The sequence below is a fragment of the Rhodoglobus galactosidasius genome (assembly GCF_054957775.1).
Map to the genome: position 1 here is coordinate 12398 of NZ_JBQIAV010000007.1, position 14705 is coordinate 27102.

General features: G+C 60.7%; 12 protein-coding genes. 8 read left to right on the forward strand and 4 right to left on the reverse strand.

Translation table 11 applies throughout. The features are described 5' to 3' along the window. Positions 1-62: 62 nt before the first annotated feature. From ACTJJW_RS10090 to ACTJJW_RS10105, 4 genes are all read left to right on the forward strand, one after another. The gene (locus ACTJJW_RS10090; protein WP_462644305.1) at positions 63-590 is read left to right on the forward strand and encodes a hypothetical protein; all 528 of its coding nucleotides are present in this window, start codon (positions 63-65) and stop codon (positions 588-590) included. A 227-nt stretch (positions 591-817) separates the two neighbouring features. Continuing rightward, positions 818-1705 carry an ABC transporter substrate-binding protein gene (locus ACTJJW_RS10095; RefSeq protein WP_462644307.1) on the forward strand — a complete coding sequence of 296 codons (888 nt, stop codon included), beginning with the start codon at positions 818-820 and terminating at the stop codon, positions 1703-1705. 4 nt (positions 1706-1709) lie between these two features. Beyond that, positions 1710-2762, forward strand: coding sequence for an amino acid ABC transporter permease (locus tag ACTJJW_RS10100; protein WP_462644309.1), 1053 nt, complete (start codon positions 1710-1712; stop codon positions 2760-2762). Then, entirely contained in the window at positions 2762-3547 is a 786-nt protein-coding gene (locus ACTJJW_RS10105; RefSeq protein WP_462644311.1) for an amino acid ABC transporter ATP-binding protein, read from the forward strand. Before ACTJJW_RS10100 ends, ACTJJW_RS10105 begins: the two co-directional genes overlap by 1 nt. A gap of 21 nt (positions 3548-3568) precedes the next feature. Here ACTJJW_RS10105 and ACTJJW_RS10110 read toward each other — a convergent pair whose 3' ends face one another. The 4 genes from ACTJJW_RS10110 to hrpA all read right to left on the reverse strand — a co-directional run bounded on the left by ACTJJW_RS10110 (position 3569) and on the right by hrpA (position 10396). Beyond that, positions 3569-4324 (reverse strand): 3-hydroxyacyl-CoA dehydrogenase, encoded by a 756-nt coding sequence (locus tag ACTJJW_RS10110; protein ID WP_462644313.1) that lies wholly within the window; start codon positions 4322-4324, stop codon positions 3569-3571. Continuing rightward, entirely contained in the window at positions 4321-5478 is a 1158-nt protein-coding gene (locus ACTJJW_RS10115) for a thiolase family protein (RefSeq protein WP_462644315.1), read from the reverse strand. The genes ACTJJW_RS10110 and ACTJJW_RS10115 overlap by 4 nt, the downstream gene beginning before the upstream one ends. A 107-nt stretch (positions 5479-5585) precedes the next feature. Continuing rightward, the gene (locus ACTJJW_RS10120; protein WP_462644317.1) at positions 5586-6440 is read right to left on the reverse strand and encodes an HpcH/HpaI aldolase/citrate lyase family protein; all 855 of its coding nucleotides are present in this window, start codon (positions 6438-6440) and stop codon (positions 5586-5588) included. Between the two features lie 98 nt (positions 6441-6538). Further along, the gene (gene hrpA, locus ACTJJW_RS10125; RefSeq protein WP_462644319.1) at positions 6539-10396 is read right to left on the reverse strand and encodes an ATP-dependent RNA helicase HrpA; all 3858 of its coding nucleotides are present in this window, start codon (positions 10394-10396) and stop codon (positions 6539-6541) included. 124 nt (positions 10397-10520) lie between these two features. On the opposite strand from hrpA, the gene ACTJJW_RS10130 reads away from it, so the two are divergent. From ACTJJW_RS10130 to ACTJJW_RS10145, 4 genes are all read left to right on the forward strand, one after another. After that, on the forward strand, positions 10521-11849 hold the full coding sequence (locus tag ACTJJW_RS10130; protein ID WP_462644321.1) for a flavin-containing monooxygenase: 1329 nt from the start codon (positions 10521-10523) through the stop codon (positions 11847-11849). After that, positions 11846-12805 carry a bile acid:sodium symporter family protein gene (locus tag ACTJJW_RS10135; RefSeq protein ID WP_462644323.1) on the forward strand — a complete coding sequence of 320 codons (960 nt, stop codon included), beginning with the start codon at positions 11846-11848 and terminating at the stop codon, positions 12803-12805. Before ACTJJW_RS10130 ends, ACTJJW_RS10135 begins: the two co-directional genes overlap by 4 nt. Further along, positions 12802-13758: an NAD-dependent epimerase/dehydratase family protein gene (locus ACTJJW_RS10140; protein ID WP_462644325.1), complete on the forward strand. Its 957-nt coding sequence runs from the start codon at positions 12802-12804 to the stop codon at positions 13756-13758. The genes ACTJJW_RS10135 and ACTJJW_RS10140 overlap by 4 nt, the downstream gene beginning before the upstream one ends. A gap of 265 nt (positions 13759-14023) precedes the next feature. After that, positions 14024-14695: a GntR family transcriptional regulator gene (locus ACTJJW_RS10145; protein ID WP_462644327.1), complete on the forward strand. Its 672-nt coding sequence runs from the start codon at positions 14024-14026 to the stop codon at positions 14693-14695. The last annotated feature ends 10 nt before the right edge of the window (positions 14696-14705 follow it).

Here is a 14705-nt window from a genome sequence, read left to right on the forward strand (position 1 = left end):
GCCACCTAAGCTGCACTGAACGGGGGATACCGTTCAACAATATAAACCGAAACAATTGCACTGTGAGACTTTTTCGGCGGCGCCCGCGCCTTAACTTGGGCAAATTTAGGGCACCCGCGCCCATCGAAGAGGCACCCATCGAGCGGGTTGTCGAAGAGGGTGTGTTGATTGCTCGTAATGCTGTGCGCATGGCGGTCAAGAACCGAATAATTGTGGATGCCGCCCGCGACCATTTGGACTACGATGACGGTGCGCTCGCCGGCCTTGTTCACGTCGAATTTGACCAACTTGCTGAGCAGGCGGAACATTTGCTGCGGGTATCTCACACTGCTCGCAACCGCGCGGTGCAGGAAGGACTCGCTGAGGGGTTGCGCCAAGCATCCATGAATGGCGAACTTATCTCGGGCATCATCGACGAAGCGCGCGAGCTGGCCTGGAGCGAAATCGGCACTGCCATCATCGCCAAACTTCGCGTCGCTTACCTTCCAATGGAAGACCCGTCGTATGACGCTCAGCGCAAGCGCCGACTGCGCGAACTGCGCACCATCAACTTCGCTGAGTTCGAGGCTGCGGCACAGGGCGAGTACTAGCGAGCCGCGGTCGGTTTCAGCGCGATCGAGAAGCAACCTTCTGGCCCGCACGACACATATTCGCGGAATTGTTTAGAGTCCCGCAGCCACACGGCGCAAGTGGGCGAAAAATTGCGCGCACGCGAAGGTAGGCTGCGATGGTCGGCGATTCAACGGCGTGCGCTCGTGTGGGTTTCACGCCTCGTCACCGGCATCAGCTTTCATCGGGATAAAGAAAAGGTTGGACCATGAGAATCAATTACGCGCTACCAGCATTGGTCGTTGTCGCGGCACTCGCTCTGTCAGGTTGTGTTGACAACAGCACAGGCACAACGACCGGTGGCGACACTCTGGATGTGGGCACTGACGCCGCAGCCATTGCTCTGCTACCCGACGAGGTGAAAGCATCCGGCACGTTGGTGATCGGCATCGACCCGACCTACGCGCCCAACGAATACAAAGACGACGCGGGTAACCCGATCGGGTGGGAAGTCGACCTCGGCAACGCCATGGCGGCAAAGCTTGGACTAGAGACGCAGTACGAGATCTCTAGCTTCGACAAGATCATCCCCAGCGTGACGGGTGGCAGCTACGACATCGGGTTGTCGTCGTTCACCGACAACGAAGAGCGGGAGAAGATCGTTGATTTCGTTAACTACTATGAGGCTGGCATCCAATGGGCTCAAGTGATCGGTGCAGACGTTGACCCCGCTAACGCGTGTGGTATCACCGTTGCCGTACAGACCGCGACCTACGAAGAGACCGATGAGCTGCCTGCTAAGTCGCAGGAATGCACGGATGCTGGCAAGGAGCCCATCAACATCCTCAAGTTCGACACGCAAGACGAAGCGACCAACGCTCTCGCCTTGGGCCGTGCTGATGCCATGAGCGCTGACTCGCCCATCACCCAGTACGCGGTGAGCCAGGTTGGCGACAAGATCGAACTCGCGGGCGACTCGTTCGACACCGCACCGTACGGCATTGTCGTGCAAAAGGATGCGGCTCTCTCAGCAGCACTTCAGGCTGCACTCCAGTCGATGGTGGATGACGGTACCTATAAGTCGATCCTCGATGACTGGGGCGTATTCAGCGGTGCTGTCTCGTCGATCACCATCAACGCGGCAACCACCAGCTAGGTAGATGGGTTTGTCAGATTCTGGCCGTTCGGCGACACCATCGCGTGTGTCGCCGAACGGCACTGAACAAGCGGAGGCGATCAAAGCGATCCGTCTTCGCCACCCGTGGCGTAATGTGGTCGCGGTCATTCTCGCTGCCATGCTCGTCCTCTTCATCGTCGATGCCTCTCAGCGCGAGGCTTACGGCTGGGATAACTTCGCCAAGTTCATCTTCGATAAGCGCATCTCGCAGGCAGCCGGATACACCCTGCTGCTGACGGTGTACTCGATGATTATCGCCATCATTCTTGGCGTCACTCTCGCGGTCATGCGTCTCTCCGACAACCCTGTCGTCAAGGGCATCGCGTGGCTGTATCTCTGGGTCTTCCGCGGGACGCCCGTTTACGTGCAGCTTGTCTTCTGGGGCCTATTCGCCACAATTTATTCGACGATCGACATCGGCATCCCCTTCACTGAGCCGTGGCTCTCGGTAGAGACCAACGACCTCATCAGCGTCTTCTGGCTCGCCGTGATCGGTCTCGCTCTGAACGAGTCCGCCTACATGGCGGAGATCGTGCGTGCCGGAATCCTCTCCGTGGATAAGGGACAAGACGAGGCTGCAACTGCCCTCGGCATGTCGTGGCTGCAGACGATGACGCGCGTCGTCATCCCGCAGGCAATGCGCATCATCATCCCGCCAACGGGCAACGAAGTTATTTCGATGCTGAAGACCACCTCGCTGGTCACGGCTATTCCGTTCAGTCTGGAACTCTACGGACGCTCGCGCGATATCTCCGTAGTGATCTTCGACCCGATCCCGCTGCTGCTCGTGGCATCCGCCTGGTACCTGCTCTTCACCTCGATTCTGATGGTGGGCCAGTACTTCTTGGAGAAGCGCTTCTCGCGCGGCGTCGGGCAGGCTCGGCCAGAGAAAAACGATAATGCAACGGGAGCAATCCCGTTGACGACCGGGCTCATCAACGCGCCTGGCGCTGGACCCACGTCTGGGGCCGGTGCCGAGACGGGAATCTCGAATGATTCCGAGCCCGATACCGATGCGTCAGGGAAGGAGCACTGATGACTAACGCAGCAGCAGCAAGCGAAGCACCTATGGTGCTTGCCGACCGTGTGTCGAAGAGTTTTGGATCGAACGAGGTGCTGAAGAGCATTTCCCTCACAGTGCCGCGCGGAGAGGTGATGTGTCTGGTCGGGCCGAGTGGTTCGGGCAAGTCCACGTTCCTTCGCTGCATCAACCACCTTGAGCGCGTCGACGCTGGCCGACTCAGCGTTGATGGCCTTTTGGTGGGTTATGAGGAGCGCGGAGACAAGCTCTACGAACTGAAGCCGCGTGAGGCTGCCCGCCAGCGCCGCGATATCGGCATGGTGTTTCAGCGTTTCAACCTCTTCCCGCACATGACAGCGCTCGAGAACATCATTGAGGCGCCCATCCGGGTCAACAAGGTGAAGAAGGAAGCCGCCATCGCACACGGCAGGGAACTGCTCGCACGCGTGGGCCTTGCCGATAAAGAGGGTGCCTACCCGGCACATCTCTCGGGCGGCCAGCAGCAGCGGGTAGCGATCGCTCGCGCGCTCGCCATGGAACCGAAGCTCATGCTGTTTGATGAGCCGACCTCTGCCCTTGACCCCGAACTGGTCGGTGAAGTGCTCGACGTCATGAAGGGTCTCGCCGAATCAGGCATGACCATGATTGTTGTCACCCACGAGATGGGCTTCGCGCGCGAAGTCGCTGACCAACTTGTGTTTATGGATGGTGGCGTTGTTGTTGAGTCTGGCGATCCAGACGAAGTACTCGGCAACCCGCAGCATCAGCGCACGAAAGCGTTCCTCTCGAAGGTTCTGTAACGTCAGGTCGATCCGGATGCGCTAGCGCGGCTGCATCCGGATCGCACCATCGAGACGAATGACCTCACCGTTGAGCATGGGGTTCTCGACGATGTGCTGCACGAGCGCGGCATACTCATCGGGGCGACCTAGGCGAGACGGATGCGGCACTTGCGCACCGAGCGAGTCCTGCGCTTCCTGCGGCAGGCCGGCCATCATCGGTGTCTCGAAGATGCCGGGAGCGATCGTCATGACGCGCACTTGAGCTGAGGCGAACTCGCGGGCGAGCGGCAGCATCATCCCGGCAACGCCTGCCTTCGACGCAGCGTAAGCAGGCTGACCGATTTGACCATCAAACGCAGCCACGGATGCCGTATTCACGATCACGCCACGCTCACCGTCAATGGGTTCGGTTTCGACCATCGCGGCTGCAGCCAGACGGATCACATTGAAGGTGCCCGTCAGGTTGATTCCGATCACCATCTCGAAGGTTTCGAGGGGAAGCACACCCTTACGGCCGAGAGCCTTGCCCGGGGTCGCAACACCGGCGCAGTTCACGACAATACGCAGCGGGCCGGCGGAGCTGGCGAGGGCGACGGCAGCTTGAACGTCAGCCTCTGAGCGAACATCGGTGGGCGAGAACCGGAAGCCATGTTCGGCGGCGATCTCGACTCCGCGCGAGCTGGGCAGGTCGGCGATGGTGACCAACGCACCCTGCGCGGCGAGAGCGCGAGCGGTGGCCAAACCGAGACCGCTGGCGCCGCCGGTGATCAGTGCTGCGGCATCCTGAATTTTCATGCAAGCCTTTCGATGAGTGTTGCGTTTGCCATTCCGCCGCCTTCGCACATGACTTGGAGTCCGTAGCGGCCGCCGGTGGCGTCGAGTTGATTGACGAGGGTGGTAAGCAGGCGTGTGCCCGAGGAGCCGAGGGCGTGTCCGAGGGCGATTGCCCCACCGCGCGGGTTCACGATCGCGGGGTCAACGGGGAACTCCCGCATCCACGCCAGAGGGACTGAGGCGAATGCTTCGTTGACCTCGATGCTGTCGAGCTGGTCGAGACGGATGCCGCTGCGCTCCAACACGCGATGCGTCGCCGGGATGATTCCGGTGAGCATTTCGATGGGGTCGGAACCGACCACCGCAAAGGAGTGAAAGCGTGCACGAGGTGTGAGGCCAAAGGCGGCAGCGCGCTTTTCGCTCATGATGAGCACAGCGGAGGCACCATCGGTGAGCGGTGACGAGTTGCCGGCGGTCACGCGCCACTGAATTTCAGGAAAACGCGCCGCGATCTCTTCGTCGTAAAATGCGGGGGAGAGGCTGGCAAGTTTGTCAGCGGTGGTGCTTGGGCGCACGGTTTCGTCTCGGCGCAGGTCGCCAATCGGCAGGATCTCTCGGCTGAAGTCGGCGAGAGCGGCGCGCGCGTGGGAGACGGCGGCGAAGACATCGAGGTCGTCACGCCCCAGCGCCCAACGAGCAGCGATCAGCTCAGCGGAGATGCCCTGATTGACGAGTCCATCGGGGTAGCGTTCGCGCAGCAACGGACTCATCGTGCTCTGACCGAGCGTTGCCTGCCCGATGGGGTGCGAACTCATCAGTTCAACACCGCACGCGATCACGACATCGTTGACCCCGGCCATCACCGACTGGGCAGCGAAGTGAGCTGCTTGTTGGCTTGACCCGCACTGGCGATCAATCGTGGTCGCGGGTACTGATTCGGGCAACCCTGCTGCGAGCACAGCGTTGCGCGTCACATTCACGGCCTGCTGACCAGACTGCGTGACGCAGCCGCCCATCACATCATCAATGGTTGCCGGATCGAGGTCATGCCGGCTGAGTAACCCCCGCAGAACCGTCGCGAGCAGATCGACCGGGTTCTCTTGAGAGAGTGCTCCGCCTGGTTTACCTCGGCCCGAAGGCGTGCGAATCGCATCCACGATGACTGCCGTTGTCATGCCTCAACACTAATCGTGGGCGGTGTTGTGGGGAAGAGGACTAGGCGCGGCGAACGCGCCAAATTTGGACGTGCTGAAGCATAGGCGCGTCTGAGTAGCGGAAGTCCTTAGGCCGGCTCAACACCGAACGCGCGGGCGAGCTTGTCGATCTTCTGGGCGCGACCTAGGCGGGGCAGGTCGCTGCCGTCACGGATGACGCGGCCACGCGCCTCGAAGTCTTCCAAGAATTCGCGAGCCCAGGCAACATCTGAGCGCGTGGGACTGATGACTTCGTTGATGGTCGGCAACTGCTCAAGGTCGAGGCACAGTTTTCCGGTCATACCGAGAGAAACAGCCATGCCGCCCTGCTCGCGCAGAACGGGGTGGCTTGTGCCGACCGTGGGGCCATCGATGGGCCCCGGCAGGTTGCCGACGCGGCTCGCAATAACCAGGCGCGAACGCGGGTACGCCATTGCGAGGTCGTCGGAGCTGGTGCCGGTGTCGCGACGGTAGTCACCACTACCAAACGCGAGCCGGTAGGTTCCACGGGCGCGAGCAATCGATACTGCTTCCTCGATGCCGAGCGCGGACTCCACGAGGGCGATCACGGGCGTGATTCCCTTGAGCCTGTCGAAAGTTTCGGAGACGTGAGCTGCAGCTTCAGCCTTAGCGAGCATGACACCTCGCAAGCCAGGGAGGCCGGCGAGAGCATCCACATCGTCTGACCAGAAGTCAGAGGTGCGGTCGTTGATGCGCACCCAACCGCTGCCGCCATTGCTCAACCATGAGACAACGGCATCACGAGCGGATGACTTGAGGCGCGGGTCGACAGCGTCTTCAATATCGAGGATGATTTGGTCGGCACGCGACTTTTCAGCCGCATCAAAATCTTCAGGGCGAGTCGCCGCAACCAGAAGCCACGAGCGTGCAATCTCTGCGGAAACATCGTGGGTGGTCGGGCGGTCGGTGTTGCTTTCAGACACGCGGTAGCTGCTTTCTTTCAGAAGAGAGGCGACATTCTCGTGCCACTCGCAGCCTCAAGGTTACCCGGTGCGAGCTGTGTGCCGCCAAAAGTGGGGTGTTAGGAGGCGAGCACTTTGCCAATGCGTTGCACGCTGACCGACTCAGAGGTTCCCAAATGCTGTGCAAAGAGGCTCAGTCGGAGCTCTTCGAGCATCCATCGGGCGCGAGCAATTTGCGGCTCGGGGTGTGTCTCGAGCGGGAGAGTGCCGCCGGCGTCCTTGTAGCGGCGGGTCGCAAGTTCGACTTCTGACATCCATCCGCGGTCTTTGCCGGGGTTCTCAGTGAGTTTCGTTACGCGGTGCTCAATGCCTTTGAGATACACGGGCAGGCGTCGCAGTTGGGCGAGTCCGGTGGCCGAAACGAAGCCAAGATACACGAGCGCATCGAGCTGCTCGCGCGCATCACCGAGCGGTGCAAGAAGATGCATGCTTGTTGCGGCACGTATCGCCTTGTCGGCCAAACGTACGCCAGAAACAATGGATGCCACGAGCGAGACGGTCGCAAAGAGTGAGTTGACCAGCCCTGCCGAGATCTCGTTGCGCAGCGCCTCGAACTCGCTTTGCGAGAACACGTCGCGTTCGCCCATTACGGAGTCGACACAGGCGCGCAGACAATCGTCAAAGAGGGCATTCGTTGAGCGATACGGGCTCTGGGCGAGCACGAGCTTCTCATTGCTCGTGAGGTGCTCGTTGATGTAGCCGAGCGGCGAGGGAATCGCCAACAGCAGCAGTCGGCGCACACCGCTCTGATGCGCGACGGCCTGATCGTGCGGGGTCGACATGAGGCGAATGGAAACCGAGTCGCCGTCATCCACGAGCGCGGGGTAAGCGCGGATGGTGTTGCTGCCGTGCTTGGTGTCGCGAGAACGGTCGAGCTCACCGAAGTCCCAGTCGGTGATACCCGAGCGTTCGAGTGTTTCGGCTGGACGTTCGATGGCACGCGCAACACTCTCGCGGGCGACGGGCTTCAGGCTCGCTTGCAGGCTGCGCAGCGACTTATTGGTGCCCACTTTCTTGCCCCGTTCATCGATCACCGCGAACGTAACCAGAAGGTGTGCCGGAACTCGGTCTAGATCGAAATCGGATGCCGAAACGGTGACGTAGGTCTGCTGTGCGATCTCTTTTGCCAGATATTCGGTCAGCGAGGGGCCGTCGTCGAGGGCGGCGCTCGCGGGATCGTCCGGTGCGGCTTCGAGCAAGCGACGGGCCCAGTCGGCGGCGGGAACAACGTTGCGACGGATCGGCTTCGGCAGCGACTTGATCAGTGCCGTAACCAGCTCATCGCGCAGCCCGGGAACCTGCCAGTCGAAGCCTTCGGGCCGCAGCCCGGCGAGCAGCGGCAGCGGTACGGCAACGGTGACTCCGTCGTCGTCCGTGCCCGGCTCAAAGCGGTAGGTGAGGCTGAGGGTTTGGTCGCCGCGCGTCCACGTGGTGGGGAACTTATTGTCGTCGACTTCGGCATCATCCGCGTTCTCGAGGAGGTCGTTGGTCGTGAGGGTGAGCAGGTCGGGGGAGTCGTGGCGGACTTTCTTCCACCAGCCCTCAAAGTCGCGCACGGAGGCGACGGTGGCGGGCACGCGTTTGTCGTAGAACTCGAAAATGGTTTCGTCGTCGTGCAAGATGTCGCGGCGGCGGCTGCGTTCTTCGAGCTGTTCGAGGTCGCGGCGCAGCGCCCGGTTGCTCGCGTCGAATCCCCACACCCGTTTGTCGCGCTTGGTGAGATCGTCTTCGCCTTCGACGAGTGCGTGACGAATGAATAGTTCACGGGCGGCAGGCAGATCAACACGGGAGAACTGGATGCGCCGACGAGCGGCGAGCGTCACGCCATAGAGCGTCACCCGTTCGAAGGCGACGGCGGCGCCCTGCTTCTTCTCCCAGTGTGGTTCGGAGTAGCTGCGCTTCACGAGATCGCCAGCAAGCTTCTCGGCCCACACGGGATCAATCGACGCATTCATGCGGGCAAAGAGTCGACTCGTTTCGACAAGCTCGGCGCTCATGATCGCGTTGGGCTGCTTCTTGGCCAGTGCTGAGCCGGGGAAGATGACGAACCGCGTTTGACGTGCGCCAATGTAGTCGCGCTTCGCGACATCCTTGAGCCCAATGTGACTGAGCAGCCCAGCAAGCAGCGAACGGTGGATGCCGTCGGGGTTCGAGTGGGCGTCACCGATCACGAGACCGAGTGGCTTGGCCATGCGGCTCAACTGGCGGTACACGTCGTGCCATTCGCGCACGCGCAAATAGTTGAGATATTCGTTTTTACACATACGACGGAACTGGTTGCCCGACAGCTCTTTCTGCTTCTCTTCGAGATAGTTCCAGAGGTTGAGCAGGGTGAGAAAGTCGCTCGTGGGGTCGATGAAGCGCGCATGCTGTTGGTCGGCTTGCGGGCGCTTATCGAGGGGACGTTCGCGCGGGTCTTGAATGCTGAGCCCAGCGACGACGGCCATGACTTCGCGGGTGGTGCTGTGCTGTTTTGATTCGAGCACCATGCGGGCCAAGCGAGGGTCGATCGGCAGTTGGCTGAGTTGCTTGCCAATGCGGGTGATGCGCGGGGCGGCGTCTTTCGCACCCTTGACAGTTTTCGCGTTTTCGACGGCACCGAGTTCGGTGAGCAGATCGAGGCCGTCTTTGATGCCGCGAGAGTCTGGCGGCTGCAGGAACGGGAACTCGGCGATGTTGCCCAGCCCGAGTGAGATCATTTGCAGGATCACGGCGGCGAGGTTGGTGCGCAGAATCTCGGGTTCCATGAACTCGGGGCGCGCGGTGAAGTCTTCTTCGGAGTAGAGACGGATCGCGATTCCGTCACTCGTTCGTCCTGAACGCCCTGAGCGTTGGTTGGCGCTCGCCTGGCTAATCGCTTCGATCGGCAAGCGCTGAATCTTCGCGCGCGTGCTGTAGCGACTGATGCGCGCGGTTCCGGCATCAATGACGTAGCGGATGCCGGGCACGGTCAGGCTGGTTTCGGCAACGTTCGTGGCGAGCACGATTCGGCGTCGCGTGCCGGGGGTGCGGCGTGACTCGAACACACGGTGCTGCTCGGCGGAACTCAGGCGACCGTAGAGGGGGAGCACCTCGGTGCCCTCGTGCAGACCGCCCGAGTTGATGCGCCCGCGGATCGCTTCTTCGGCATCCCGAATCTCGGTCTCTCCGGAGAGGAACACGAGTACGTCGCCGTCGCTTTCGCGGGCCAGTTCGTCGAGGGCGTCGTTGATGCCTTCGAGGTAGTCGCGGTCGACCCGATTCGCTGCCTCTTCTTCGGCATCCTCAGCGTCCAGCTCCTCGGCAACAAGCGGGCGATAGCGGATCTCGACGGGGAAGGTGCGGCCAGACACCTCAATGATCGGGGCGCCATCGAAGTGCTTGGAGAAACTCTCGGGGTCGATCGTGGCACTCGTGATGATGATGCTGAGATCGGGGCGGCGCGCGCGAAGCTGCTTCAGGTAGCCGAGCAGAAAGTCGACCGTGAGACTGCGCTCGTGTGCTTCATCGATGATGATCGCGTCGTACTTTGTGAGGTCGCGATCGCGGTGAATTTCGTTCAGCAGGATGCCGTCGGTCATGAGCTTCACGCGTGTGTTTTTGCCCACGCGATCGGTGAATCGCACCTGGTATCCGACGAGGTCGCCCAGCTCGCTGCCGAGTTCTTCAGCAATTCGCTCCGCAACAGTGCGGGCAGCAATTCGTCGTGGCTGGGTGTGGCCAATGGATGTCTTACCCAGTTCTAGCAGAATCTTGGGCAGCTGGGTGGTCTTTCCACTACCGGTGGCCCCCGCAATGATTACGACCTGGTTCTCGCGGATGGCGCGCGCAATGTCATCCCGGCGCTGGCTGACAGGCAGCTCAGGCGGAAACGTAATCGCGACGCCAGCAGGCAGCGGTGCTGCGGTGCTGGCGGAGTGAACCTCGGATGCGGACATAGCCCTTCAGCTTACGCGCTGTGGGCGCTTCGCTACTTCGTCCCCGGGCTGGTCTACCTGCGAGAGAGGGTCTAGTAGGCTGCGGAAACGCCCTGAATAGTGTTTTTCACCCCTGGAGGAATGGATGCCTCGTACCATCGCCATCATTGGTGCTGGGCCTTCGGGGCTTGCTGCCGCCCGCGCTCTCGATAAGGCGGGCATCCGCTATGTCGGTTTTGAGTCGGCGAATGACGTCGGAGGCCTCTGGAATATCGACAATCCGCGCAGTACGATGTATGAGTCAGCCCATCTGATTTCCTCCCGCACCACGACTCAGTTTCATGAGTTGCCGATGGAAACCACGGCCGACTACCCCGGCCACCGTGAACTTGCACGCTACTTTCGCGCCTTCAGCGATCGTTTCGATTTGGGGCAGAAGTTTCGCTTCAGCACCACTGTTGAGCGCGTGGAACCGGCAGAAGGCGGCGGTTGGAACGTAACGACCAGCCCCACGGACGCCGCTGACGGCATGAATGCCGGCGGAGAGCCGCAGACCGAACACTTTGACGGCGTGATCCTCGCCAACGGCACGCTAGCGCACCCCAGCATCCCAAACTTTGACGGTCATTTTGCGGGCGAGATCATTCACTCGAGTCAGTACAAGAAGGCCACGATGTTTGCGGGCAAGCGCGTGCTGGTCGTTGGTGCGGGCAACAGTGGCTGCGACATTGCGGTGGATGCGGTGCATCACTCTGACAGCATCGACCTGAGCGTGCGCCGGGGCTACTACTTTGTTCCGCGTTATCTGTTCGGTAAACCGGCTGACACTCTCAATCAGGGGCGCCCGCTTCCGGCCCGCATCAAGCAATTCATCGACACGAGAGTGCTGAAGGCATTCACGGGAGATCCGGTGCAGTTTGGCTTCCCGCGGCCGGATTACCGCATTTATGAGTCGCATCCGATCGTGAACACGCTTGTGCTTGGTCACTTGGGGCAGGGCGATCTGCGCATCGTGCCCGCACCCGAACGCTTCGACGGCAATACGGTGCACTTCACTGATGGCACCCACGCCGACTATGACCTCATTGTTCTTGCAACCGGGTATAGCCTCGACTACCCGTTTGTTGATCGTGAACATCTCAATTGGCTGGGTATGGCGCCCGAGTTATATCTCAACATGTTTCCACCCACCTTCAACGGGCTCTATGTGATGGGCATGATTGAGGCCAGCGGAATCGGTTGGCAGGGCCGCTATGAGCAGGCCGAACTCTTGGCCTCCTATCTTGCCGCTCAGGAGAATGATCCTGCCGCCGCCGAGCACTTCAGGAAGTCCGCTGAGAACCCGTGGCCCGACCTCACCGGAGGCTACAAGTACCTGGCATTGGAACGAATGTCGTACTACGTCAACAAAGACGCCTATAGACGCACGCTGCGACGGCTGCGCAAGATCTTCACCCGAAAGGCACACTCATGACGATCGATGATGCGATGCTCAACTTCAGCGCAGGGTCGCTCATCGCGCTGAGCGTTGTACTTGGATTGATCATGTTTGGTATCGCGCTCGACACGAGCATCGAAGACTTTCGGGCAGTTCTGAAAGCACCTCGTGCGTTTGCGATTGCCCTGGTCGCGCAGCTCGTCTTGTTGCCCGCCGTCACCTTCGGGCTCACCCTGCTGTTGCAGGTCGGTCCGTCGATCGCACTCGGGATGATTTTGGTCGCCTGCTGCCCTCCCGGCAACATTTCGCAAGTGCTCACCTATCGTGCGCGGGGCAACGTCGCGCTGTCGGTTTCTATGACAGCGGTCACCAATGTGGTCTACATCGTGATGCTGCCGGTTAACCTCTCGCTGTGGGGTGGCTGGCACCCCACAGCATCCGCAATTCTGGAGAGCGTTAGCCTCAACGGCTGGCAGATGCTGTTGGAGATTGTTTTGATCATTGGGCTGCCGTTTGCGGTGGGCTTTGCCATCAAGAACCGCTGGCCAGCCTTTGCCAAAAAGGTGCAGCCGACGGTGAAATGGGTGAGCCTCTTGGCGCTGCTCGGGTTCATCATTGCGGCGCTCGCCGGCAACTTCCAGTTCTTCATCGCTTATGTAGGAGTCGTGCTGTTGGCCGTCTTCTTGCACGATGCGGTCGCCCTCGGTCTTGGCTATGCCAGCGCCCGACTCGGCGGCCTTGCCCTCTATGAAGCGAAGGCGGTCACCTTTGAGGTCGGCATCCGCAATGCCGGTCTCGGCCTAGGGCTCGTGTTTGCCTTCTTTGGTGGTCTCGGCGGCATGGCTGTCGTCGCGGGCTGGTGGGGCATCTGGGACATCATCGCGGGGCTCGCACTGGCCACCTGGTGGGGGCGCCGTAAGGCGAAGGGTGCCGGTGAGGGTTCGGGACCGAACTCCGGTGTGCCCGCGAGCGATGCGGAGGCAGTCGCATGAGTCGAGTTCTTGTGACGGGTGGCAGCGGATTCTTGGGCACCTCGGTAGTAGCCGGGTTGGCTGCATCCGATGCCATTGACTGTGTAGTGAGCGCAGATATTCGCGTCCCTAGCCCCGGCGTGCGCTTGCCCGGTGTGCTGTACGACCGCGTTGATGTGACGGAGGCCGCCGGGCTGCCAGAGTTGCTGCGTCGCCACAAGATCGACACCGTTGTGCACTTGGCGTCAATCGTGAACCCCGGCAAAAACACCACGGTGACTGAAGAGTTCGCGGTCGATGTTGAGGGGTCACGCGCGGTATTCGCTGCCTGCGTCAAGGCGGGAGTTTCGCGCATCGTCGTCTCATCGAGCGGCGCTACCTATGGTTATCACTCCGACAACCCCGACTGGATCACCGAGATTGACCCACTGCGCGGCAATGACGATTTTCCGTACAGCAAGCACAAGCGGATGGTCGAAGAGATGTTGGCCGAGCTGCGACAATCTGCGCCGCAACTGAGCCAGACCATTTTTCGCATCGGCACCGTTTTGGGTCCGACGGTCGACAACCAGATCACGGCCCTGTGGGACGGGCGTCGTGTGCTGAAGCTTGCCGGATCTGACAGTCCGTTTGTCTTTGTGTGGGTGGATGATGTTGTTGAAGTGATGGTGCGTGCAGCAACGGGCGGGCCATCAGGAATCTTCAACGTGGCCGGCGATGGCAAGGTGACGGTGAGAGAGATTGCTCTCGGTCTGGGCAAGAAGCTTCTCGTTCTGCCGCCCTGGGTTTTCGCTGCCGCGCTGTGGGTGGGGCACAGCCTGCGGTTGACGCCCCATAAGCCGGCTCAGGTCAAGTTCTTGCGCTATCGTCCGGTGCTCGATAATCGAGCGCTCAAAGAGTCATTCGGTTTTCTCCCCAGCAAGACAAGCCATGAGGCGTTTAGTGCGTACCTTGATGCGCGTTCACTGCGGTAGAGGCCTCGCGACTGCTGTCGAAGAAGCGCAGGCCCCACGGTGGCAGGTGCTGCCGCCTTGCGGTCCCCAACCGCTTACTTAAAGAGACTGTGGGTTGCCATCTTTATGACGCGACTTTTCACAATTTGTTCCTGACATTCGTGAAATAACATGTATGTATACAGAAAAGCGGATCTTGCCTATCTTTCTGCGAATATTCCCCATAAACTGACAATCTTGTATACAAATGGGATACGCAATGACCGAATAAAGCAGGGAAGGTGTCATGGCAACAGCGTTGAGAGCCAGTGAGCGCGCCTACCAAGCCCTGCGCGACGACATCGTTGAGTGGCGACTCGCGCCCGGAACGATTCTCGGCGAGGTTGAGCAGGCTGCGCGGCTCGGGGTGTCCCGCACCCCCTTGCGAGAAGCACTCTCTCGACTCATGACGGATGGGCTTGTCGCAACCCAATCGGGTCGCGGACTTGTCGTGACCGATGTGTCTGTCGACAACATCCGCGAACTCTTTGATGTGCGCAAAGCACTCGAAGTGAAAGCCTTGCGCCTCGCCGCTGTGCAACACACGGGCACCACGTTTGCCGACCTAGAGCGCGAGTTTGAGGCGGTTCCTGAACTGCTTGCCCGCGACGACACCGACCGCAGCGCCTACTTTGATCTGGTGCGCCGCTTTGATGCTGCCGTCGATGACGCGGTCGAGAATGACTACCTCATCGGTGCGCTCAACTCTCTGCGCACGCACCTTGTGCGCGTGCGCCGTCTGGCTAAAGACAACCCCGAGCGTTTAGCCGCCGCAGCTCGCGAACACCTGTTGATCGTGCAGGCGATCGTCGCCCGGGATGCCGAACTCGCCGCCCACGCCACCCACATTCATCTCCATCACGCGCTCACGAGCGCACTAGCCATGGCCACAGAATCTCCCCTGCGCGCCGCCAACTGAGAGGTACCAC